18 protein-coding genes, 5 tRNA genes and 3 pseudogenes are annotated in these 18,481 nt (G+C 45.0%); 12 read left to right on the top strand and 14 right to left on the bottom strand.

What is annotated here, in order from left to right; translation table 11 throughout:
* Positions 1-40: 40 nt before the first annotated feature.
* Positions 41-961, bottom strand: a complete 921-nt coding sequence (nadA, locus tag LIQ05_RS17265; protein WP_226822663.1) for a quinolinate synthase NadA — start codon at positions 959-961, stop codon at positions 41-43.
* 375 nt (positions 962-1,336) lie between these two features.
* Here nadA and LIQ05_RS17260 point away from each other — a divergent pair, with 375 nt between their 5' ends.
* The 5 genes and pseudogenes from LIQ05_RS17260 to spoVT all read left to right on the top strand — a co-directional run bounded on the left by LIQ05_RS17260 (position 1,337) and on the right by spoVT (position 5,340).
* Positions 1,337-2,752: an L-aspartate oxidase gene (locus LIQ05_RS17260; RefSeq protein ID WP_226822662.1), complete on the top strand. Its 1,416-nt coding sequence runs from the start codon at positions 1,337-1,339 to the stop codon at positions 2,750-2,752.
* Positions 2,745-3,602, top strand: a complete 858-nt coding sequence (nadC, locus tag LIQ05_RS17255) for a carboxylating nicotinate-nucleotide diphosphorylase (RefSeq protein ID WP_226822661.1) — start codon at positions 2,745-2,747, stop codon at positions 3,600-3,602. The genes LIQ05_RS17260 and nadC overlap by 8 nt, the downstream gene beginning before the upstream one ends.
* Positions 3,603-3,639: 37 nt before the next feature.
* A complete protein-coding gene (locus tag LIQ05_RS17250; protein ID WP_226822660.1) occupies positions 3,640-4,188 on the top strand; it encodes a transcription repressor NadR in 549 nt (182 codons plus the stop codon).
* Between the two features lie 86 nt (positions 4,189-4,274).
* Positions 4,275-4,567 (top strand): annotated as a pseudogene (locus LIQ05_RS20425) (ATPase); the annotation flags it as partial.
* Positions 4,568-4,791: 224 nt separating this feature from the next.
* Positions 4,792-5,340, top strand: coding sequence for a stage V sporulation protein T (spoVT, locus tag LIQ05_RS17240; protein ID WP_226822659.1), 549 nt, complete (start codon positions 4,792-4,794; stop codon positions 5,338-5,340).
* Between the two features lie 220 nt (positions 5,341-5,560).
* Here spoVT and LIQ05_RS17235 read toward each other — a convergent pair whose 3' ends face one another.
* Positions 5,561-5,926: a hypothetical protein gene (locus LIQ05_RS17235; protein ID WP_226822658.1), complete on the bottom strand. Its 366-nt coding sequence runs from the start codon at positions 5,924-5,926 to the stop codon at positions 5,561-5,563.
* Positions 5,927-6,236: 310 nt separating this feature from the next.
* Here LIQ05_RS17235 and LIQ05_RS17230 point away from each other — a divergent pair, with 310 nt between their 5' ends.
* Positions 6,237-7,010 carry a M23 family metallopeptidase gene (locus LIQ05_RS17230; protein ID WP_226822657.1) on the top strand — a complete coding sequence of 258 codons (774 nt, stop codon included), beginning with the start codon at positions 6,237-6,239 and terminating at the stop codon, positions 7,008-7,010.
* A gap of 422 nt (positions 7,011-7,432) precedes the next feature.
* A complete protein-coding gene (locus LIQ05_RS17225) occupies positions 7,433-7,675 on the top strand; it encodes a GIY-YIG nuclease family protein (RefSeq protein ID WP_226822656.1) in 243 nt (80 codons plus the stop codon).
* Between the two features lie 20 nt (positions 7,676-7,695).
* On the opposite strand, the gene trhA is transcribed toward LIQ05_RS17225, so the two are convergent.
* Both trhA and LIQ05_RS17215 read right to left on the bottom strand, forming a co-directional pair.
* A complete protein-coding gene (gene trhA / locus LIQ05_RS17220; RefSeq protein WP_226822655.1) occupies positions 7,696-8,355 on the bottom strand; it encodes a PAQR family membrane homeostasis protein TrhA in 660 nt (219 codons plus the stop codon).
* A gap of 353 nt (positions 8,356-8,708) precedes the next feature.
* Positions 8,709-9,539, bottom strand: coding sequence for a SpoIID/LytB domain-containing protein (locus LIQ05_RS17215; protein ID WP_226822654.1), 831 nt, complete (start codon positions 9,537-9,539; stop codon positions 8,709-8,711).
* 164 nt (positions 9,540-9,703) lie between these two features.
* On the opposite strand from LIQ05_RS17215, the gene LIQ05_RS17210 reads away from it, so the two are divergent.
* On the top strand, positions 9,704-10,894 hold the full coding sequence (locus tag LIQ05_RS17210; protein WP_226822653.1) for a metallophosphoesterase: 1,191 nt from the start codon (positions 9,704-9,706) through the stop codon (positions 10,892-10,894).
* Here the strand turns inward: LIQ05_RS17210 and LIQ05_RS17205 are convergent.
* Positions 10,878-11,351 (bottom strand): hypothetical protein, encoded by a 474-nt coding sequence (locus LIQ05_RS17205; protein WP_226822652.1) that lies wholly within the window; start codon positions 11,349-11,351, stop codon positions 10,878-10,880. The genes LIQ05_RS17210 and LIQ05_RS17205 overlap by 17 nt on opposite strands.
* Positions 11,352-11,651: 300 nt before the next feature.
* Positions 11,652-11,795 (bottom strand): hypothetical protein, encoded by a 144-nt coding sequence (locus tag LIQ05_RS17200; RefSeq protein WP_226822651.1) that lies wholly within the window; start codon positions 11,793-11,795, stop codon positions 11,652-11,654.
* Positions 11,796-11,813: 18 nt separating this feature from the next.
* Here LIQ05_RS17200 and LIQ05_RS17195 point away from each other — a divergent pair, with 18 nt between their 5' ends.
* The gene (locus LIQ05_RS17195; RefSeq protein ID WP_226822650.1) at positions 11,814-13,742 is read left to right on the top strand and encodes a serine hydrolase domain-containing protein; all 1,929 of its coding nucleotides are present in this window, start codon (positions 11,814-11,816) and stop codon (positions 13,740-13,742) included.
* A 286-nt stretch (positions 13,743-14,028) separates the two neighbouring features.
* Here LIQ05_RS17195 and LIQ05_RS17190 read toward each other — a convergent pair whose 3' ends face one another.
* The 3 genes and pseudogenes from LIQ05_RS17190 to LIQ05_RS20765 form a co-directional block, all read right to left on the bottom strand.
* Entirely contained in the window at positions 14,029-15,882 is a 1,854-nt protein-coding gene (locus LIQ05_RS17190; RefSeq protein WP_226822649.1) for a M56 family metallopeptidase, read from the bottom strand.
* A complete protein-coding gene (locus LIQ05_RS17185) occupies positions 15,879-16,274 on the bottom strand; it encodes a BlaI/MecI/CopY family transcriptional regulator (protein WP_226822648.1) in 396 nt (131 codons plus the stop codon). The genes LIQ05_RS17190 and LIQ05_RS17185 overlap by 4 nt, the downstream gene beginning before the upstream one ends.
* A gap of 216 nt (positions 16,275-16,490) precedes the next feature.
* A pseudogene (locus tag LIQ05_RS20765) lies at positions 16,491-16,565 on the bottom strand (DUF6783 domain-containing protein); the annotation flags it as partial.
* A 133-nt stretch (positions 16,566-16,698) separates the two neighbouring features.
* On the opposite strand from LIQ05_RS20765, the gene LIQ05_RS17180 reads away from it, so the two are divergent.
* The 3 genes and pseudogenes from LIQ05_RS17180 (at position 16,699) to yedF (ending at position 17,659) form a co-directional block, all read left to right on the top strand.
* Positions 16,699-16,935 carry a DUF3343 domain-containing protein gene (locus tag LIQ05_RS17180; protein ID WP_226822647.1) on the top strand — a complete coding sequence of 79 codons (237 nt, stop codon included), beginning with the start codon at positions 16,699-16,701 and terminating at the stop codon, positions 16,933-16,935.
* A 37-nt stretch (positions 16,936-16,972) separates the two neighbouring features.
* Positions 16,973-17,017: pseudogene (locus LIQ05_RS20760) on the top strand (DUF6783 domain-containing protein); the annotation flags it as partial.
* A 15-nt stretch (positions 17,018-17,032) separates the two neighbouring features.
* Positions 17,033-17,659 (top strand): sulfurtransferase-like selenium metabolism protein YedF, encoded by a 627-nt coding sequence (gene yedF, locus LIQ05_RS17175; protein ID WP_226822646.1) that lies wholly within the window; start codon positions 17,033-17,035, stop codon positions 17,657-17,659.
* 231 nt (positions 17,660-17,890) lie between these two features.
* On the opposite strand, the gene LIQ05_RS17170 is transcribed toward yedF, so the two are convergent.
* The 5 genes from LIQ05_RS17170 to LIQ05_RS17150 all read right to left on the bottom strand — a co-directional run bounded on the left by LIQ05_RS17170 (position 17,891) and on the right by LIQ05_RS17150 (position 18,427).
* Positions 17,891-17,963, bottom strand: a tRNA-Lys gene (locus tag LIQ05_RS17170).
* A gap of 96 nt (positions 17,964-18,059) precedes the next feature.
* Positions 18,060-18,132: transfer RNA gene (locus tag LIQ05_RS17165), tRNA-Phe, on the bottom strand.
* A gap of 5 nt (positions 18,133-18,137) precedes the next feature.
* Positions 18,138-18,211, bottom strand: a tRNA-Met gene (locus LIQ05_RS17160).
* Between the two features lie 20 nt (positions 18,212-18,231).
* Positions 18,232-18,304: transfer RNA gene (locus tag LIQ05_RS17155), tRNA-Thr, on the bottom strand.
* Between the two features lie 41 nt (positions 18,305-18,345).
* A tRNA-Tyr gene (locus LIQ05_RS17150) sits at positions 18,346-18,427 on the bottom strand.
* Positions 18,428-18,481: the final 54 nt, after the last annotated feature.

Here is an 18,481-nt window from a genome sequence, read left to right as displayed (position 1 = left end):
AATACATGCCAAAATCTCTTCTGGAAAAACTTTAGACATTTTATTCTCCCAGTGTCAACATGGTATCAATACAGGCCTTCCCCTTCATTCTCACATTCTCATCCAGCTGGATCTCTTCTCCCCCCTGGCCGCGAACGCAATTATAAACATCCATCAAGGTAGTCAGCTTCATATTGTGACATACACAGTCCTTAGACAACGGATAGAATTTCTTATCCGGACACTCGAACTGGAGATGCTGGACGATGCTGTTTTCCGTTCCGATAATGAATTCTTTGGCATTACTTTCCTTGGCGTATTTCATAATTCCAGTTGTACTTCCAATGTAATCCGCCATTGCAGAAACCTCTGGCAGACACTCCGGATGAACCAGGAATTTCGCTTCTGGATGAGCTGCCCTGGCTTTTTTCACATCTCTTACAGACATTCTCAGGTGGGTAGGACATCCACCGTGAACAAATTTGAAGGTCTTCTCAGGCACCTGCTTCTCCACCCATGCGCCAAGGTTGCAGTCTGGAATAAACAGGATCTTGTCATTGTCGATATTCTTCACGATCTTTACAGCAGAGGAAGAAGTTACACACACATCACAGATTGTTTTCAATTCAGAAGTGGTGTTGATATAAGCCACAACAGTATAGTCCGGATTGGACTCCTTCAGTGCGGAAAGCATCTCCACATCCAGCTGCTCTGCCATTGGACATCCGGCGCCGCTGTTAGAAAGGTAAACCTTTTTCTCCGGGGAAAGGATCTTCACTGTCTCCGCCATAAATCTTACGCCGCACATCAGCACGTTCTTCTGCGGAGCTTTGGCGGCCTGCTGGCTCAGTCCGTAAGAATCGCCTGTGTAATCTGCCACCTCCAGAATCTCCTGGCTCTGGTATGCATGAGCCAGAATGCAGATATCCTTTTCTTTCTTTAAACGCAGAATTTCATCCTGCAGTTCTCTTGTAGTCATCATAATCTTTTTTCACTCCTGTTTTTTCACTTATCAATAGCGTCCCACTTTTCGGACATTTTCTTAGGATTATATTACCTGTTGCCTTCACTGTCAACAAAAAAGTTTACAGCTATCTTGTCAATTGTAAAGTTTAGTGCTATACTACAGGACATGTCGTTCGGTCACACAGCAGTCCGAATAACCAAAAGCAACTATTCATCAAGGGATTCTGCAAAATATTACATTCTATGTACCACCGAAAAGGTTACTGTTCACGAAACTATTCAGAAGGCAGTATTCCGCGGGGCATTTTTTGTGAACATAATTCACAGTTACTAATTTTTGCAATTATCTCCCATGAATGCAAATTTACCTCACAAAGAAGGACCAACAATTATGAAAACAGATATCCTCATCGCAGGAAGCGGCTGCTCCGGCCTTTACTGTGCCCTCCAGCTTCCCCGTGATAAAAAAATTACCATTATAACCAAGTCCGATCTTACCAGCAACGATTCCTTCCTTGCCCAGGGCGGCATGTGCATGCTGAAAGAGCAGTCCGACTATGACAGCTTTTTCGAAGACACCATGAAGGCCGGTCACTACGAAAATGACAAAAAATCCGTAGAGATCATGATCAAAACCTCCCCAGAGGTTGTCAAGGATCTGGTCTCTTACGGTGCCCAGTTTGAGCGAAACGAAGACGGCAGCCTTGCCTACACCAAGGAAGGCGCCCATTCCACAAACCGCATTATTTTCCACGAGGACGTAACTGGAAAAGAGATCACCAGCACCCTGCTCCGCGAAGTCCAGAAGCTTTCCAATGTAGAACTTCTGGAATACACCACCATGGTTGATATTCTGGAAAAAGACAACCACTGCTATGGCGCTGTGATCCGTCGTCCAGACGGTTCCCTTGACACCGTTACTGCCACCTATACCGTTCTGGCAAGCGGCGGCGTAGGCGGACTTTACAGACATTCTACCAACTTCCGGCACCTCACTGGAGACGCTCTTGCCATTGCCAGCAAGCATAATATCGAGCTGCAGAACCCGGACTACGTGCAGATCCACCCTACCACCTTCTACACCAAACACCCAGAGGACCGCAGCTTCCTGATTTCTGAATCTGTCCGTGGCGAGGGAGCCAGGCTCTATGATAAGAACATGAACCGTTTCGTAAACGAGCTGCTGCCCCGTGATCTTCTTTCCGAAAAGATCCACGAACAGATGGCAAAAGACGGCACAGACTTTGTCTGGGAAGACCTGCGCACCATCCCGGCAGAAACTCTCCGCCACCATTTTCCAAACATTGTTGCACACTGCAAGGAAATGGGCTATGATGTTTTCAAAGAGTGCATTCCGGTGGTTCCGGCACAGCATTATTTCATGGGCGGCGTAAAGGTTGACCATAAAAGCCGTTCTTCCATGGAAAATCTCTATGTAGTAGGCGAAGCCGCCTGCAACGGTGTCCACGGCAAAAACCGCCTGGCAAGCAACTCCCTGCTGGAAAGCCTTGTTTTCGCAAGACGGGCTGCACAGGATATGGCAGAGCATGATCTTAAGGATGTTGCAGAAAATACAGCAAATAACTGTAATACATCTGCAGGTAATTGCAATTTCGTTGACGATGCTGCAAATACGAATGCTTCATCCCAGAATGCCAGCGAAGTTGCAGACTACCTCGCCGCCCACGTAGACTTCACCCCATACCAGAACATCCAGTCCCTGGACGAAACTTATCACCACCTTGCCACACAGGCCATCACCCTTGGCCAGAATCCAGAAGGCAGAAAGGAATTTTTATATGTATGATCAGGTAACTCTCGGATTAAATGTTGATCCGTTCATTTTAAGCGCATTAAAAGAAGATATTACAAGCGAAGACGTGTCCACCAACAGTGTAATGCCAAATCCCACCCCAGGTGTTGTAGATCTTATCTGCAAACAGGATGGAATCATCTGCGGACTCCAGGTTTTTGAACGTGTTTTCACACTTCTGGATTCATCCACAAGAGCTGAATTCTATGTAAAAGACGGCGACCACGTAGAAAATAAACAGCTTGTTGGAAAAATTTACGGAGACATCCGCGTGCTCCTTTGTGGGGAAAGAACTGCCCTCAATTACCTCCAGAGAATGAGCGGTATTGCTACCTACACCAGCCAGGTTGCAGCCCTTCTTGAAGGCACCGGGATCAAGCTTCTGGACACCAGAAAAACCACCCCGAATAACCGTATTTTCGAGAAATATTCCGTTCGCATAGGCGGCGGCAACAATCACCGCTACAACCTTTCCGACGGTGTTCTTCTGAAAGATAACCATATCGGTGCCGCAGGCGGCGTAAAACAGGCCATCTCCATGGCAAAAGCCTATGCTCCTTTTGTCCGTAAAATCGAAGTGGAAGTCGAGAATCTTGACATGGTAAAAGAGGCTGTGGAAGCTGGTGCAGACATTATCATGCTGGATAACATGACCACCGAACAGCTGAAAGAGTCCATCGACTACATCGCAGGCCGCGCCGAAATCGAGGTTTCCGGAAATGTGACAAAAGAAAACATTGCCAGACTCACCGGTTTGGGTGTAAATTATGTATCAAGCGGAGCACTTACCCATTCTGCTCCTATTTTGGATTTATCTATGAAGAATCTTCATCCGGTGGAGTGACTTTCCACCGAGAAACCAGCAGACAGGAGATGAAAGAATGAAAGGTGAAGAAAGAAGAAAACAGCTTTTGAATATCCTATCCTCCAGCAATAGTCCCGTTTCCGGCGGTACTTTATCTAGGGAATTAGACGTCAGCCGCCAGATTATTGTCCAGGATATTTCTCTCCTGCGTGCCAACGGAGCCACTATTTTTTCCACCAACAAAGGCTATCTGCTCCAGGAGGACAAGAAATATTCCAGAGTTTTCAAGGTCTACCACACAGATGACCAGGTAGAAGAAGAGCTGAGCACCATCGTAGATGCCGGCGGACAGGTCCGCGACGTATTCGTCTACCACAAGGTTTACGGTGTCCTGAAAGCTGACATGGGAATCAAATCCCGCAGGGACATCCGCGCCTACATGGAAGAGATCAGCACCGGAAAATCCAGCCTGCTGAAGAACGTAACCTCTGGCTACCACTACCACACCATCGACGCCGAAAGTGAAGAAATCCTGGACGCCATCCAGGAAGAACTCCACCAGAAAGGCTTACTGGCGAAATTACAGGACTACGAACCCGTGGATTTCTGGGGCGGACAGGAATAAAAAGCTTCTCTTGAATAAGACACTTATTATAAGCGTTTATTTATCCTCATGCGTAGGATTAAATAAACGCTTTTTTTCACTGTTTTCTCTTTATCTGCTATGTACAGTTTCAAAAAATAAATTTTTTCAATATTATATTTATTGACTTTATGGACTTAGACTATGAAAAAATCAAAGAATATCATGCATTGCACACCTATATAGAAGAACATTACCAAGCCGGAAAAACAAACTACCTTTTGTGGATGAAATCCACGTATTTCCTTTTAGTTTTGGGGAGTATTGTGAATACTATAAAGAAATTTCTGATAAAGACCAGCTTTTTGATGATTACTCTATGAACAGCGGCCTGGCTGGATCTTATGCATATAGAACTGAGTAAGTGATAACATTTCCGGACAAGAAACCTTTGAACGAGAAGTTTCTCCTTTACTTCAGATTCGGGATGCATATTCAATTCTGAAAAAGAGAAAATATGAAAAAGTATGCCAACTAAATGCTAAATCTTACACTCTTTTCGCGCATAATTCCCCCATATTTTCACATACTATCCATACACTACAAAATATGGAAACCAACGAAAAGTACAGGAGGAACAGATAAATGAAAGCGACAGGAATCGTAAGAAGAATAGACGATCTGGGCCGGGTGGTCATTCCAAAGGAAATCCGCCGGACCCTGCGAATCAAAGAAGGCACCCCACTTGAAATCTTCACCGACCGTGAAGGCGAGATCATCCTGAAAAAATACTCCCCAATCGGAGAGCTCAGCCTTTTTGCAAAAGAATACGCCGAATCCCTCTCCCAGTCCACCGGCATGCTTTCCTGTATCACCGACCATGACCAGGTCGTAGCTGCTGCCGGTCCAGGAAGCGGGGAATTCATTGGAAAAATGATCAGCAGCCAGCTGGAAGGCGTCATCAATGACCGGGAATCAAAATGTCTTAGTGCCAAAGACCGGGGCAAAGTCCCTGTTGTAGACGAACAGCCCGCCCCTGCCGCATCCCAGGTCATCCAGCCTATTATCGCCGCAGGTGACGCCATTGGCAGCGTCATCCTCATGGGAAAAAATGACAGGGACATTCTCGGCGCCAGTGAAAAGCTTCTGGCCCAGACTGCCGCCGGATTCCTTGGCAGGCAGATGGAGCAGTAAATCCCCCAAAACACGTTCTGCCTGTTTTGCCTGTTATTCGAACAATTGCCAATCACTTATGCAAGCGGGAACTTTGGCTCGTTGCTTATGTAAATAAAAAACTGCTGTAATCATTTAGGGAATCCTCTTTAATATTCCATAAATGGTACAGCAGTTTTCATATTTCATTCTTTATACACTGCAACAATCCTGCTCTATTTTTTTCAGATGCCTATCTTCCCTACTTCCCCTGCTCCCGCATCTTCTGCCTCTGCTTGGTAATATCAAAATACTCTGCCGACACAATACCATGCTTCACCAGTGCATCAAAAACCTCCTTCTGCTCTGGCGTCATCGCCATGCCCACCGTAGAATTATAATCCGTAAGCACACATCCCGTCTTCTCGATCATCCAGAACAGCGCCGAATCATTCTCCGGGATCATTTTCCAAATCTCTTTCTCCGGATACGGCAAAAGCTCCATCATGGTCTGAAGATGCCCTTTCTCCTCAATCAGTATATAATCCCCATCCGGCATAATGACTCCATCTGAAAAATTCAGAATCTGATCAGCTTTCTGCAAAAGCTCCTCTGTAATCTTCACCACAAGCTACCCCCTGTAAAGTATTTCTTAATACATTCTCATTTATTGTACGCGATTTTTACAACAGCACACTTCACAATGAACCAAATTCCGCATTCATACTACTTACTAATTTTCGTTCAAGTGTAATGAAAGCAACTCAATCGCCGCACACACATTTTCGTTTATTATAACATGTAGCGTATCTAAGCGCCACCAATTTAATTTTTATCCAATTTCAGCAAATAATGAATAATGTCCCGTATTCTGGACACCCTATAAATACAGACAATACAACAGCTGTGAACAGAATGTATGTAGAGGTGAAAAGAATATGAGGAAAAACAGAACAGTAAAATTTATTTTCAACGGCGCGCTCCTTGCAGTTATGGCAGTTCTTGGAGTCACCGCCTACCAGGTTGCCAACAAATCAGAACATATTCAGGAGGTGCTTCCATTGGAAAGTACCAAGGAAAATGACATCGCAGATGCTGGCGACTCTCTTTCCCAGGGTACTGACACACTCACAGAAACTGGAACCAATCTGGTAGAAGCAGATATGAATGAAGCCTCCGATACCGGACTTCTGGACAGTGAATCCCTGATCAGTGATGCAGCCTTAAACTCCTCTGATATCGGAGAAAGCACCAGCGTAAACGCCCAGGTTTCCCTGCACAAGGGACCGGAAGTCAACTTTTCCGAGGATACATTAATGGAGTGGCCGGTAAATGGACATGTTCTCATTGATTACAGCATGGACCAGAGCGTTTACTTTCCAACCCTGGACCAGTATAAACTGAGCCCGGCAATTTCTGTACAGGCCGTGGAAGGTGCCCCTGTAGTTTCCGCGGTAAACGGAACCGTATATTCTATCGAAAATGACGCTGAAACCGGCACTACTGTCACCATGGAGCTGGGAAACGGCTACCAGGCAATCTACGGCCAGCTCACTGATCTGGACGTTGCCAAAGGCGACACCATCACCAAAGGCTCCATCATTGGCTACGTTGCCGCACCAACCAAATACTACAGTGAAGAAGGCAGCAACCTGTATTTCGCCATGAAAAAAGACGGCGAGCCGATCGATCCGATCACCTATCTGCCGTAAAAAAACTTCACGCTTTTTGTGCATTGCAGGCTTTTTCTTCACCCAATATTAGCATTCACAAAAGTAAAAAAACAACGTATAATATAGCAGGTGGGAAAATCCGCAGTCGGTGCCTATGTCCTACCTGCTTTTTTCCAGTCCGACAGGCTCTAAGGAACCAGAAACTGTCATGATAATCCTCCTGACACATAAGCCTTCCTCGGACTGCAAATAATATACCAGCTTACCGATTGCTTTTTATAAAAATAAGGAGCATTGTCTGCCAGTTAACAGCATGACGATACTCCTTTACATAGACCTTTATTTGGTTCCTAAAGCAATAAAAACAAATGAATGCTGCTTACCTTGAGATCATGTAATTGTTTTAGCATTTAATGTTTTTCCATTTAAAATTTATTTCACTTTCAGAAAAAAGGAGTCCCATGAACTACACCTACATCGTCCAGTGCGCCGACGGCACCCTTTATACCGGATGGACAAACTGTCTGGAAAAGCGCCTGAAAGCCCACAACAGTGGCAAAACCGGTGCCAAATACACCAAAACCAAACGCCCAGTCACCCTGGTCTACTACGAAGGCTACGCCACCAAAGAAGAAGCCATGAGCCGGGAATACGCCATCAAACAGCTAACCAGAGCTAAAAAACTGGCTTTGATGGACTTTTGAAAAGAAGCCATAGCTTCGCGCTACGGCATCCTCGCCACAAAGCAATACATCACAATAAAGTGGCACAAGCTTCCCAACATAATAAATACATGGAAAATCTCATGTGACCCAAAGTTCTTATGCTTTGCATTGAAAATTGGAAGCTTCAGCGCATAAATCACGCCCCCAATGGTATAAATAATCCCCCCTGCCAGCAGCCATCCAAATCCAGCCTTCGGCAGCGCATGGATAATAGGAACAAATGCCAGCACACACAGCCAGCCCATTCCAATATACAACACCGACGAAATCCATTTCGGGCAGGTCACCCAGAATGCCTTAAACACGATTCCCAAAATGGCCGTCGCCCACACAAGTGCACAAAGAACATAGCCGATCTTATTGTGAAGCACGATCAGGCACACTGGTGTATAGCTTCCAGCGATCATAACAAAGATCATCATATGATCCAGCTTCTTCAGCCTGCGGTTCACCTTCGCCGTAGAATCAACCGAATGATAAAGGGTACTTGCCGCATAAAGCAGCATCATGGTAAGAATAAAAACGCTCAGCGCCAAAATATGAATATGATCGTTCCACACCGATGACCGGATCAACAAAGGCGCCGCGCCAACTGCTGCCAAAAGAAACGCAATCCCATGTGTAATCGCACTTCCCGGATCTTTTAATTTAAACTTCATGATCGCACCTCCTGCAAAATCTTCGAAAACATTTCCTAAACGCCATTTTCCTGCCGAAAGCATTTATGATTTCTCTGCTTTCTCCAAATACTTCTTCGCATTTATTTCGTTTTATATACTTGATTATATAGTTTTTATTACTATGTAATCAAGTATGTGATAACTATAACACTTTTTTCAAAATTTGCAAGGGGTTTTATAAAAGTTTTATAATAAAAGTAATTTATATTTACTGTCATTCACAAAACCTAGAATTCCATTAGCACCCAAACACAAACTGCATTACTATAAACATAATAAACAGCAACTTTTCTATTTTTTCCGATCTCAATGATACATCAAGGCATTTTTCCTCATTTCAGACTCTCCACCTCCGTGACCTCCATCTCTGGAAAATAAGCCTCCAGAATTTCTTCCCATCTGCACCCTTCCTTCGCCATCTCATTTCCCCCATACTGGGAAAAGCCCAGCCCATGCCCTTTCCCTTTGCACAAAAACCGCACCATTTTTCCCATTTTCTGTACGGAAAAATCCGCCGAAGCCAGATGCATCCCCTGGCGGAAGGTTTCCCCCTCAATCCAGCTTTCATCTGCTGTCAGCGCTGTGATATAACCTGCACTGTCCCTTTTTTTGATCACCAGCTTCGCCGGGAACTGGCTGGCAGCCACATATGTACTGTTTACATAATCAGGTGACTCCTTGTCCTGACTGCTGTCCACAGATTTCAGATAAGCGTATTCCCCACTGTGAAAAACCTCTTCCCCGTCCCTGGTTTTGCCGTTGCTAACCTCGTGATACGGAACCAGCTTCAGCTCTCCATTATAAGTAAGCACCTGCCCCGCCGTTGCCTCTGCTGCGACACTATATTGCTGTAATTTATCCGCCATACCAAGCAGCTTCCCAAAACCGATTTTCCCACAAATCTCCCCTTCATTTTCTCCAGCCTCCAGCCTCCTGTACACCTCCGACCTGGCAATCACCGCCTGCGCCTTTACCGCCTCGTCCTCATAATCCCCTTTCAGCTGTGCCACAAGCACCAGCGGAACCAGTTCCTCCACCTCAGGCGAATGCAGCAAAAGTGCTTTATCCGCACCATTCAGAACAATTGTACACACATAAGGCAATAATAAAATAAACGGAATAAAAAAGCCCGAAGTCCCAAATCTCCGAAACCATTTTCTCATACAGCACTCCCGCCATTGCCGCTTATCTCCCACATCCATTCTAATAAACGACACGTCCCAGCAACCTTTTCTCCCTATTATATGTCCAATTGCAAAAACTTATTAACCGTAGTATACTGTAGCCATTATTTCGCAAGCCTTTATCATCTAAAAGGAGGTTTCCTATGGCTGCATTATTCCTCGCGCCCCTGTACATCCTGATCAACTTTTACGTAGTCCAATGGATGATTCATTGGATGGGCACCTGCCACAGACTTTTTCAGACAATGGCATTCCGCATCACCTTTGTAGGAGTTTACATAATATTATCAACTGCCCTGCTCACTGGCTTTCTGATCAAAAAGCCCGCCGCACTACACCGCGTTTTGAAGCATATCGGCAACTATTTTCTCGGCACCTTTCTTTATATTCTTATGGTAATTGCCGTTGTTGACCTTGGCCGACTGATTTTGAAATACATATTCCACGCCCCATTTATCGGACAGCGCAGCACCTTCGTGATCACCGGCCTGATCTGTACCATACTGATCATCAGCCTCAGTGTCTACGGAATCCTTCACGTCTCTCATGTGAAGGCCACACCCTATGAGGTAACTGTTGCAAAAGCAGTGGACAGCATGGATTCCCTAAAGGTTGTTCTCCTGGCTGACACCCATTTTGGCTACAGCATGGGAACCGCCCAGGCCAGACGGATTGTGAAAAAGATCAACGCCGAAAATGCAGATGTAGTCTGTATCGCCGGAGATATTTTCGATAACGAATACGACGCCATTTCCAGACCAGATGAGTTAAAGAAAATCCTGAAGGGTATAAAATCCAAATACGGTGTTTACGCCTGCTGGGGCAACCATGACCTCAACGAGCCGATTCTTGCAGGCTTTACCTTTAATGGAAAAGAAGAGGATTGCAACGATCCCAGAATGGAAGAATTTCTTACAGACGCAGGCATCCACCTGCTAGACGATGAATCCGTTCTGATCGATAACAAATTTTATATTGTCGGCCGCCGGGACGCCTCCCGCTGTGAAAAGGTAGAAGGCTCCCGACAAACTCCAGCCCAGCTCACAAATTCTCTGGACCAGAGCAAGCCAATTATTTTTATTGATCACCAGCCAAAAGAGCTGGAAGAAACCGCTGCTGCCGGCGTTGATCTTGATCTTTGCGGTCACACCCATGACGGCCAGATTTTCCCCGGAAATCTCATCATCCATTTATTCTGGGAAAATTCCTGTGGCTACCTTCAAAAAGGTAATCTGCACAATATCGTCACATCCGGAGCCGGAATCTGGGGCCCAAGCATGAGAGTAGGCACCGACAGCGAAATCTGTCCGATTACGATTAACTTTGGAAAATAATTTTCAACGCACAACAAAAGCTACATTTCACAGCTTCCCACCCCGGACTGCCTCTGCACATGCTTCGCCCAATGCAAGGCAGTCCTTTCTCATGTGAAACATCCCGTATCCGGTTTCCTCTTTTTCCGCGCATCCCCGCTCCATCCACAAGAGCCTGTCCATCACCCTGCACATGCATTTTTTTCATCACATTTCTCTGTAAAAATCTTCCTGGCATAATTTTTCCAGCCACTTCGCCAATTCTATATCCGCTTACTATCCAGCCGGTCAGGGCCGCCAGCCACCCTCTTATAGTCCCAGCCTGTCCACATTCCAGTCCCTTTACTCTCTGCAAAGCCTTCCCATTTTCTCCCAGCACTCCTGTGAAAAAACAGGTCAGCAAAGTCACCATCATATTGAAACGTTCTTTCAAACTGAAGTTACTTTTTCTGCTGAAATATTTTTTCAATTCTTTCATAAAGGTCCTCCTTTTTGGCATGCCTGTCCATACTCAAAAATGCCTGTTACTGCCGCTGTCTCATCATGTATTTCTATCGGTCCCGTTTTGGTGTCACTGTTCGTAAGTAACCTTTTGGAACCTTTTTCTGCCTCTTGCAGCTTACACGGACAAGCCACAGCAAACAGCAGTCATCAGACTGCGCACTTTCCATGCTTGTGCAGGCCTAGTTATATTTATGCCTGTCAATCTCTCTGGTAGAACTATTTTTTTAACTTTTTCACAGCAACATTATTACTCATTTCATGACCAGCAACGTTACTATTCACAAATAATGCTTTGCGTTTTTTCGTTTAAGGCTCCTGAAAAGCCAGAAAATTGTGTTTTTTTCCATATTTCTCCCTTATTGACACACTCTTTTCCCACTGCTACAATAACCCTAACATCAACTTTTACCGCTTCCACAAAGAAAGGAGCACCCCTATGGCAAAAGAACAGATTGCAGTTGCAGAACTGATCACAAGCATTATTCTTGGAAAAACCGACGGCGCCAGCCGCGTGGATTTTTTCCCACAGAAACCTAAATTCCCCTTTGACAAGCCTTACGAGCAGCCATTTCCCCGCGTCACGCCAGAAAGCCAGGGTATCTCCTCTGACATGCTGGCAGACCTGCTCCGGGATCTGGATACCTCCAACTATACAGACATGCATCATTTCATGGTCCTTAGAAACGGCAAAGTCATCTGCGAAGCCAATTTTGCCCCATACCGCAGCCGCATCTGGCACGTAACCCATTCCATGTGCAAAAGCATTACCGGTATGGCTATCGGTCTTCTTGTAGAAGAAGGCAAGCTCTCCCTGGACGAAAATATTTACGATATTTTCCAGAAGAATCTAAATACCTTCAATAAAATTTTCCGCCCCAAAGTCACTGTAGAAAACCTTCTCACAATGACCAGCGGCGTCACCTTCAACGAGTCCGGAATCGTCTCCGGCAACGACTGGCTTACCAGCTACATGAATTCTTCCATCACCGGCAATCCCGGGGAAAATTTCCTGTACAACAGCCTGAATACCTACGTTTTGTCCGCTATCGTGACAGAACGCACTGGCCAGACTCTCACCGAATACCTGGAACCAAGACTTTTCGAGCCCCTTGGAATCACCCGCTATTTCTGGGAAACATGTCCCAAAGGCATTACCAAAGGCGGCTGGGGACTTTTCCTCTGCACCGAGGACATGGCAAAACTTGGCCAGCTTTATCTTCAGAAGGGCAAATGGAACGGCGAACAGATCATCCCTGAATTCTGGGTGGAAGTTTCCACTGCCAGGCACAAGGAAAGCATTGAAGGAACTTTCGGCTATGGCTACCAGCTGTGGATGGAAGCGCGCCCGGGCAGCTTTGAATTTAACGGAATGCTCGGCCAGAACGTGATCGTTTACCCGGATATGAATATGGTCGTAGTTACCAACGCCGGCAATAACGAGCTTTTCCAGGACTGCGTCATGCTGAATATAATCCGCAAGCATTTTCCACTAGATTTCCATCCTGCAGATATTCTGCCTGAAAATCCATGCGCACAGGCACTCCTGAACCGCTTCACTGCCCAACTGGAAAAAGGCACCCGCGCACCCCAGACTCTCCCTACTCTTAGAAAAGGTGGCTGGAAAAAGACTCCGTCCGGACTTCGCCGCAGCTCCAACGCCCGCCCCAACACCTGGAATTATGTGAAAGGACTTCCTGCACCAGATCCCAACCAGTTCACCAGACAGCTTAATGGCAAAGTTTTCGAACTTTCTCCACAGAGCATTGGTCTTTTTCCATTGTTTATCCAGGTTTTCCACAATAATATGACGGAAGGTATGCAAAAACTTTCCTTCACCTATGAAAAGGGGGATTTCTTTGTAAATTTCCTGGAGGCCGGAGAATGGCACAATATTCCAGTAGGTCTTGGCAAATTTAAAGAATCCTGGCTTACCCTCCACGAAGAAAGCTACCTGATCGCAGCCTCTGGAGAATTTACTACAGATGAAAACGGCACCGCTGTCCTGAAGCTTGACTTTACTTTCCTTGAAGAATGCGTGCGAAGAAAAATCAACATCTTCTTTCTTCCCGAAGATGAAATCCTCATCCGCTGGTACGAAACACCGGGAAAGGGCATGATCATGGAAGGACTGGAATCCATCACAGAAGAAATCTCCAATAACTTCCTCTACGGTGCCTTCAAAGGCGCTGGCGGCCTGGATCTGCTTCATAAAGTAATGGAGCAGACCATTGAACCTGTTTCCCATGGCTATCTGGTAATGCCAGCTGAAGAAGTTACAGAAGAAACCGGACAAATAACTGTGGATACAGCAGCCACCCCTGTCCCCGAGCAAATCACTGAGGATACGCGGAAGGCAACAAAGTAAGTTTTATTTCAGTTTCAAGCAGCATATACACATTCCACTGTTTGTGTATGGTACGCCTGATAGAATTTTAAATTTTACAAAAAACGCAAAAAAGTCTCACCTGAATAACTAAGATACGATCCCAATTATTCAAGTGAGACTTTCCTATTTATACATATAGCAAGTCAAGTTTTCCCGCAAGCACATATTTTAACAATTGTTTCAATATTGAGCAGAACTCGCACAGCATGACTTATCTCATTTGCACAAGCAACCCACCAGTCCACACTTAGCGCCAGACTTATTCTCAATTTTCATGCCACAAAGTCCCGTCTGGCCCTGTGAATGTTCCATCCCCATTATCTGTATAAATTCCAGAAGCATTGTTCATCCATTCCCCGCTTCCGGTTTCATACAATGTCTGGGAATTATACCCGAAATCATCTGTTACATTCACAGAAGAAATTGCCTCTTCAGAAGGTGTCGCAGGGGCATCTTCTGTCGCTGATTCTCCACTTGACGCCAATGTCCAGCTGCCGCCGCCATTTTCATAATAAAGACGGCCGCTTCCATCATACCAGTTTCCATCTGTGGCACGATATATGTAATTCGCCCAGGAGCCATCTGTTGCCCATACTGTCTTCTGATCATCTGTCAAAGTAATTCCTCTGGTCTGGGCTGATTCTGTATCCGAGGAACCACCGCCATTGCTGTCCGTGTTTCCATCTGCTGCATCCGTATTTTCGTTTTCTCCATTTAAATCAGAATTTCCACTTCCTGCTGTGTCTAAAGACGAACTGTTTTCGTTAGTTTCGGTACTTCCATTCTGGTTTTCTTCCAGCTCAATACTTAATTCTGTAGCTTCATTTTCATTATTCTGTCCATGACCGGCAGCTTCACTGGCATTCTCTAATCTGGCCAGCTCATTTTCATCGAAATCACTTCCTGCGATCATATCTACAGAATTTTCTCCATTCCGATCCGGCTGAAACTCTACCAATCCCCCAGCCTGTACCGCCTCAAAAGAGACTCCCACAACAGCCTGCGTTCCTACCAGGATCACTCCCAGCATTACCGCTGGAAAAACCTTTTCCTTCAGCTTCCGAAGGTTCTTCATATATAAGATCCGATCCTTAAACACTCTTTTTCCATCACTGAAACCGACGGACATATACGGAATATGGTTCTGGCTTGCCGCAATCTTTAACAGCAGTTCACCATACTTCATCCTGTCCTTCATGGTATAATGTGCCGCCATTTTTCCATCACAGAGATTCTCAATATCCTTCTCAGCCTCCCGCTCCATCCAGTAAAGCGCTGGATTAAACCAGTGGATCGTAGTAACCACAAGCATCAACATTTTGTACCACAGATCATGTCTCATATAATGTGACAGCTCATGGGAAAAAATAAATTCCAGGTCTTCCAGTGAAAATGCTTTCTCAGGCACATAAAGTCCAGGATTCCAAAGACCTGCCAGCATAGGAGAAGTCAGCCCTTCCCACACCAGCAGCCTGGGTGGATTCTTAATGTGCTTTTTCCGGCAGATTCTGAAATATAGTTCCTGCATCTCCTCATTATCCGCAGGGTAACTCCACCGCTCCATTTTGTGCAGGGAAAAATAATACCGCATTCCCCGCATAAGTCCGAAAAATCCAATTCCACACAGCCAGATAATTCCCATTACGTTCAGAATATGATTCAACGGTAATGCACCGTAGTCAAGCTGGATCACAGACGAACTTACTATATTGGAATCAGAGAATTTACTTTCAGTCTGCACCTGACTATGTCCCGGATTGCTTTCATATTGTAAGCTGTCATTTTGACTCGCCTTATTTTGCAGACCGGCGCTAGTACTATTATTAGCTGCAGCTTCGTTTATTTTCTCAGCTGGGTCTACAGCTTTCTCAACTCCAAGCTCTTTCGTATTACCTGTCAAACTGCTTTCTTCTGCCGTCTTTCCAACCTGTATTTTCACCAGGCTTTTTCCTGAAAAGTCAATTGGAATCAGCAGAAAAAGCATAATAATGAGCCACATACAATATTTCCATTTAGATGAATATCTATCTTTCGTAAAATGTCCTATCCCAATGGCCACACTGATCATCACAGCTGCCGCAACATTCATCTTCAGAATCTGAAACATTAATGCTGTCATAATTTCTCGTCTTTATCCTCCAACTCCTGTAAAAAGTCATGAAGTTCCTTAATGTCATCCTGATTCATTTTCTTTCCCTGATACAAAGAAGCCACAAATTTCTTCAAGGAATTGCCATACAGCTTCTCCAACACACTCTTGCTCTCACTTTGCTGATATTCCTCCTGAGAAATCAGCGGCGTATAAAGGTTCATCTTCCCCTGCTTGGTCACCTTAACGAAATTCTTTTTCTCCAATCTGGTAAGAAGAGAAAGAATGGTAGTGGGTGCCAAAGCTTTCTTCTCATTTACTACACGCTCAATCTCAATTCTGGTCATAGGCGGCTCATACTTCCACAAAACCAGCATAATATCCAGTTCCGAATCTGGAAGCCGGTTAATCGTTTTTTTCATATTCTAATTCCCCCATATCTTTATTTATCACTTTTACACATATTACCAATGTACAATATCTAATTTCCTGTTTCTGTTCACTCCATTCACAGTAACACAATTCGCGAAATATTACCTGTGAACAGTAACTGATTTTATTCTACACTTGTAGTAATATTTTGTCAACACTTGCAAATTCTCCCATATAAAGCTATACTAAAACCAACAAACTGCTATTCATAAATATGTGCAGCCCATACTCCTAGAGCCTGTTTGAAAAATTATTCCTGCAATCTGCACGACACAATTTGCAGAAAGCTTTTTTCAAACACGCTCTAGTACATCATAAATTAAGTTTCTTCTACATTGACACAGGATGTGGCAGTTACTTAGTTTATGATGTACTAATACTGATAAACACAGCTGCGCCTTCAGGAGGTACCTTATGATTTCCCAGGAAAAACGCCTGATCATCACATTTCACTGCACCACTGATGCCATTGCCATGGAAAAGTCCTGTAAGGCGGTCGGTGCTCCCGGCAGACTGATTCCAGTTCCAAGAAGCATCTCTGCCAGCTGCGGGCTTTCCTGGTGCTCAGATCCTGACAACCGCCCAGTTCTCGAGGAACTGCTCCACGAACAAGACCTGGAGCCTGAAGGAATTTATGAATGTATAATTTAAACTAGAGCATGTTTGAAAAAGGCTTTCTGCAAAATAAGGCGTGCAGATTGCAGGAATGATTTTTCAAACAGGCTCTAAGTAATAGGAGGAATTTTTAATGGAAACAAAAACAGTAGACGCAAGAGGAATGGCTTGCCCACTCCCAGTCGTAAATGCCAAGAAAGCATCTGAAGAAATGACACAAGGCGGCACTCTTACCGTCCTGGTTGACAACGAAATTGCAGTTCAGAACCTGACCAAGTTTGGCAACAGCAAAAGTTTCACAGTCTCCTCTGAGAAAAAAGCCGAGAAAGACTTCGCCGTAACCTTCCAGATTCCAGCCAATGGTACACAGCCTTCACAGGCAGCATCATCCAATACCCCAGCCTGCGCTCCGGATTCCAAGAGACACGGTCTTGTCGCAGTCCTCTCTGCCAACACAATGGGAAATGGGGAAGAACAGCTTGGAAAAATCCTTATGAAATCCTTCATCTTTGCCCTTACCAAGCAGGATCAGCTTCCAGAAACCATTCTCTGCTATAACTCTGGTGCTTACCTTACCTGCGAAGGCTCCGACTCCCTGGAAGACCTGAAATCCCTGGAAGCCGAAGGCGTAAAAATCCTCACCTGCGGTACCTGCCTTGATTTCTATGGCCTGAAGGAAAAACTTGCAGTCGGCGGAGTTACCAATATGTACGAGATCGTAGAAATTATGGAGAACGCTGAAACTATCGTTCGTCCGTAATTCTCCTACAATATTCTAACGAGACCAAACACTCTCTGCGAGTTTTTCTCATTATCGCGGCAGTCGCCAAAGTTTTGTACATGCACGAGTTTTGGCTCATCACCCACGTAAATAAAAATCCAAGTTTTTAAGTACTTATTTTCCTACTTAAAAACTTGGAATATAATCTGCTTTCCAATCGAAAAAAAAAACCGAAAACCCTTTTTCAAGGACTTTCGGCATTTCTTGAAGTGAAGCATCGGGGATTCGAACCCCGGACAACTTGATTAAAAGTCAAGTGCTCTACCAACTGAGCTAATGCTCCATATTAAATTATTATAAATGCCCAGGCTTTTTTTTAACAGCCAATTGACATTTTAAATGCCCAGGCTTTTTCTAAACAGCCAGTTGACATTTTAAATGCCCAGAGCCGGAATCGAACCAGCGACACGAGGATTTTCAGTCCTCTGCTCTACCAACTGAGCTATCTGGGCATAAGTAGCGGGAATAGGATTTGAACCTATGACCTTCGGGTTATGAGCCCGACGAGCTTCCAGACTGCTCCATCCCGCGATATATTCTTTTGAAACCAAAGCCGATGATCGGACTCGAACCGATAACCTGCTGATTACAAATCAGCTGCTCTGCCAATTGAGCCACATCGGCACGTAACCACTGGCTACAACAGATGAATTATATTCATCAAATGGATGGAGAAGGATTCGAACCTTCGAAGGCATCGCCAGCAGATTTACAGTCTGTCCCCTTTGGCCACTCGGGAATCCATCCATATGGGACCTATAGGGCTCGAACCTATGACCCTCTGCTTGTAAGGCAGATGCT

It is taken from the genome of Blautia glucerasea (genome assembly GCF_020537505.1).
GTDB lineage: Bacteria > Bacillota > Clostridia > Lachnospirales > Lachnospiraceae > Blautia_A.
The sequence above is the reverse complement of the archived record's forward strand: the minus strand, read 5'-3'. Positions and strand labels throughout refer to the sequence as shown.

What these genes read in the sequence shown, in the direction of transcription:
- nadA (WP_226822663.1), bottom strand. Translation starts at nt 961, where the DNA reads ATGATGACTACAAGAGAACTGCAGGATGAAATTCTGCGTTTAAAGAAA.
- LIQ05_RS17260 (WP_226822662.1), top strand. Translation starts at nt 1,337, where the DNA reads ATGAAAACAGATATCCTCATCGCAGGAAGCGGCTGCTCCGGCCTTTAC.
- nadC (WP_226822661.1), top strand. Translation starts at nt 2,745, where the DNA reads ATGTATGATCAGGTAACTCTCGGATTAAATGTTGATCCGTTCATTTTA.
- LIQ05_RS17250 (WP_226822660.1), top strand. Translation starts at nt 3,640, where the DNA reads ATGAAAGGTGAAGAAAGAAGAAAACAGCTTTTGAATATCCTATCCTCC.
- spoVT (WP_226822659.1), top strand. Translation starts at nt 4,792, where the DNA reads ATGAAAGCGACAGGAATCGTAAGAAGAATAGACGATCTGGGCCGGGTG.
- LIQ05_RS17230 (WP_226822657.1), top strand. Translation starts at nt 6,237, where the DNA reads ATGAGGAAAAACAGAACAGTAAAATTTATTTTCAACGGCGCGCTCCTT.
- LIQ05_RS17225 (WP_226822656.1), top strand. Translation starts at nt 7,433, where the DNA reads ATGAACTACACCTACATCGTCCAGTGCGCCGACGGCACCCTTTATACC.
- trhA (WP_226822655.1), bottom strand. Translation starts at nt 8,355, where the DNA reads ATGAAGTTTAAATTAAAAGATCCGGGAAGTGCGATTACACATGGGATT.
- LIQ05_RS17215 (WP_226822654.1), bottom strand. Translation starts at nt 9,539, where the DNA reads ATGAGAAAATGGTTTCGGAGATTTGGGACTTCGGGCTTTTTTATTCCG.
- LIQ05_RS17210 (WP_226822653.1), top strand. Translation starts at nt 9,704, where the DNA reads ATGGCTGCATTATTCCTCGCGCCCCTGTACATCCTGATCAACTTTTAC.
- LIQ05_RS17205 (WP_226822652.1), bottom strand. Translation starts at nt 11,351, where the DNA reads ATGAAAGAATTGAAAAAATATTTCAGCAGAAAAAGTAACTTCAGTTTG.
- LIQ05_RS17195 (WP_226822650.1), top strand. Translation starts at nt 11,814, where the DNA reads ATGGCAAAAGAACAGATTGCAGTTGCAGAACTGATCACAAGCATTATT.
- LIQ05_RS17190 (WP_226822649.1), bottom strand. Translation starts at nt 15,882, where the DNA reads ATGACAGCATTAATGTTTCAGATTCTGAAGATGAATGTTGCGGCAGCT.
- LIQ05_RS17185 (WP_226822648.1), bottom strand. Translation starts at nt 16,274, where the DNA reads ATGAAAAAAACGATTAACCGGCTTCCAGATTCGGAACTGGATATTATG.
- LIQ05_RS17180 (WP_226822647.1), top strand. Translation starts at nt 16,699, where the DNA reads ATGATTTCCCAGGAAAAACGCCTGATCATCACATTTCACTGCACCACT.
- yedF (WP_226822646.1), top strand. Translation starts at nt 17,033, where the DNA reads ATGGAAACAAAAACAGTAGACGCAAGAGGAATGGCTTGCCCACTCCCA.